Origin of the sequence: Mesorhizobium sp. (assembly GCF_005063415.1) — a bacterium.
Lineage (GTDB): Bacteria > Pseudomonadota > Alphaproteobacteria > Rhizobiales > Rhizobiaceae > Mesorhizobium.
Genome location: NZ_SUEG01000281.1, coordinates 1 through 2,842, shown reverse-complemented (window position 1 = coordinate 2,842; position 2,842 = coordinate 1). Strand labels below are relative to the sequence as shown.

The window sequence follows — 2,842 nt, the reverse complement described above, 5'->3', positions numbered from 1 at the left end:
CGCCCAGGCCGGCGGGCAGCTTCTCTTTCATCTCATCAGCCGGCTCTACGAGCGCACCTCCATCATCGTCACCACCAACCTGGATTTCGGCGAATGGCCGAGTGTCTTTGCCAGCGATGCCAAGATGACGACGGCGCTGCTCGACCGGCTCACTCATCATTGCGAGATCATCGAGACCGGAAACGAATCCTGGCGCTTCAAGAACCGCGCCTGACGGACCTCTGCAGACCACCGCCCAAAACATCCGCACTCGCCGGGCTGCGCAACCCCGACCAGCTCCGCCCGGCGAGCGCTGCTCGTCGCGCCTATGCAAAGGGGGGCAATATTGGACGCCGATCAGGGGTCAAAGTTCGGCGCCGATTGACAGCGTTGAAGCCTAAGGGCAAGGCGCATATGCCCTCCGAGTTCGGGGTGAAGGTGTCGGTGGCCACTACGCTGAAGCGCTCCAAGGGTGGCCAGTTCGCCCTGCATGCAAAAGCACTGCCCGGCAATCCCTATGAAGGCCACACGCTGGCAAGCGTCATCCCCGACATGGAAAAGACCATCGGCAACGAGATCGGCCGCCTGCTCGCCGACGCCGGCTATCGCGGTCACAACGCACCGCAGAGCCACAAGTTCAGGGTCTTCACCGCCGGCCAGAAGCGCCGCGTCACCCCAGCCATCAAGCGCCAGATGCGGCGGCGGTCGGCGGTCGAGCCCGTCATCGGCCACATCAAGAGCGACCACAGAATGGGCCGCAACTACCTCGCTCACACCCAGGGCGATGCCCTCAACGCGCCGCAGCCGGTTACAACTTCTCCCTCCTGCTCAGGTGGCTGAAGCAATTTTTGTGGCTCTTGATTGCCGCGTTCCTGAACCGGCCGAAGCAGCTTGCCGCTTAGCGGTCAAGATTGCTCACAGTCGACCAGATATCCCCAACGCCTTCTCTATCTCGGATGTCGAGGTGACACGGGAGATCTGGTATCCGACAATATCGCCCGCGGCGAGTGCGACCGCCGAGATGTCACCAGTAACTGCCTTGTTCTTGGGGCCTCCGGACGCGTAATTCACCCCAATGCCAAAATCATATCCTTCGGAATAGGCCACTTTGACTTGGTCGGGCAGTGCCATAACATATCCTCGCGGTTTAGTTGTCCGTGCTTAGCTAGAATGGGTTTGAACGGGGCTCCAACTGCTCGCGGCTTTGTTGCTACCAGTGTCCCCCGGGTTTCCAGAGGTCGAGGGCGGCGTCGAACCCGCGCTGACCATCCAAATCCAGGGAGTCCCTGATCTTTTTCGCGCCGGGTCCTAGCAGCGTGTTGCCGAGCGAGCCCTTGTCCGCGGGGCCATACAAGCCAGATGCAATATCAAAGCCCAACCACGCCACGCCAGGTGGGAGAAGCCTCCGAGCTTCGGCGGCAGCAGAATCCTGCTTTAGCACCGACCCGTTGCGCTTAGCCGCATCCATGTTGTTGTTGCGCTGCAGGCAGTAGGTGGCCGCGACTTTGAATCCGGCGCTCGCTGCCGGCGTGAGCAAGTCCTGCAGGCTCTGTGCGCCCGGTCCCCACAACGTGTTCACGTTCATCGCCGCCATACCGATATTGAAGCCGCGCTGCCCTTCGTCAGACGGTTGCTCGGCGCGAATGAGGAAAGCCAACGGGTCTCTTTCGACGATCTTGGTTCCTCGTGCTGCGAGGTCGTCGTACACACCCTCGAGCCGCTTTGGCATCTCAGGTGCTGACGCCATGATGACCGGGAACTTGGCTTCTTTCGGATAATCCAGGGCAAAGGACGCAGTATCGGTCACGGCGTCCAGGTCCTTCAGCAGGTCTGCGCGATATTTGACGAGGGTTGCCATCTCGTCCGTATCGGGCTTTTCGGTGAACTGCTCGCGATGCGTGAAGATGAAATCGAGGTTGTTTAGTTCTGTCCAGATTATGTTCCGCTGCTTAGCGCAGTAGGCGAGGACATCCATCTGGTGCTGCAGGTCGATGTAGTTTGGTTGGGCCGGCAGGTCCAGGATGCTGTAGCGATCGAGCACGACAGCATAGGGAACGGCATTGCCTTTTACGGTTGCTGCAAAGGTGCGGGCTATTTCCTGCACCTTCTCAAGGGACGTCGGGTCTTCCGGGACGACGCCGCCCTCGCGATAAACGCGGATCTTTAGGGACTTGCTTTCCATTGCACTTTTGAATTCCGTGCTGAAGCTGCCCTGGGCACTAAACAGACCGTAGCTGCCCTTCACTGAAGCTGACAAAGACTGCTGCTCGGATTTCGAGCTTGTGAAGACCTCAACGGTCGCGAAGAATCGCCCGCCCGTCCTCATTCCTCGGACGAACGAATCCCCATACATTTCCTGGAAGCGATCCGGACTGCGCTCGAGGACGCGCTTGGCATCATCCTTCAATATCGGCTCCTTAATCTGGGAAAATGCCAGAGTGACCTTTACCGATATGAGTAGGAACACCGAGTTTGAGTGCACGTGGGTGTTACGGGCAAAATCCATGCTGGCTGAGGCACTGAAGAGCCCTACCCCTCCACTTGCCTTGACCGATACTCCTAGAGACTCCTGCATATCTTCGTCCGTGGAGATCTGCATCATCTCGAAGCTGACCACGCTGCCGCTGGCATTCGGAACGGTCGTAACCTCGCCGCTGACGCCCACGTTGCGTGTGTCGGCACTGGGTGAATCCAAGCCAATGCCGTAGTCCATGCCTTCGTGGTAGATAATCAGGTCGTCTGCCATCGTGTTCACCAGCCTGTTGATTGCGTCGTGCTTGTGCGTTCGCTTGAAGACCCGAGTGAGTCTGGATCAACGAGCTCGGAGTCGCGACGAAACGGCGATAGAGCCCCAATCCCCGTC

At 59.1% G+C, this 2,842-nt stretch carries 3 protein-coding genes and 1 pseudogene; 2 read left to right on the top strand and 2 right to left on the bottom strand.

Annotated elements, in window-relative coordinates; genetic code table 11:
* Both E5W70_RS31715 and E5W70_RS31710 read left to right on the top strand, forming a co-directional pair.
* A partial coding sequence (locus E5W70_RS31715) for an ATP-binding protein (RefSeq protein ID WP_292665218.1) occupies nucleotides 1-214 on the top strand: 214 nt, incomplete at its 5' end.
* 164 nt (nucleotides 215-378) lie between these two features.
* Nucleotides 379-881 (top strand): annotated as a pseudogene (locus tag E5W70_RS31710) (IS5/IS1182 family transposase); the annotation flags it as partial.
* 13 nt (nucleotides 882-894) lie between these two features.
* Here E5W70_RS31710 and E5W70_RS31705 read toward each other — a convergent pair.
* Together E5W70_RS31705 and E5W70_RS31700 are read right to left on the bottom strand one after the other, a co-directional pair.
* Nucleotides 895-1,110, bottom strand: coding sequence for a hypothetical protein (locus E5W70_RS31705; protein WP_292665216.1), 216 nt, complete (start codon nucleotides 1,108-1,110; stop codon nucleotides 895-897).
* A gap of 79 nt (nucleotides 1,111-1,189) precedes the next feature.
* Nucleotides 1,190-2,725, bottom strand: a complete 1,536-nt coding sequence (locus E5W70_RS31700; protein ID WP_292665214.1) for a hypothetical protein — start codon at nucleotides 2,723-2,725, stop codon at nucleotides 1,190-1,192.
* Nucleotides 2,726-2,842 lie beyond the last annotated feature (117 nt).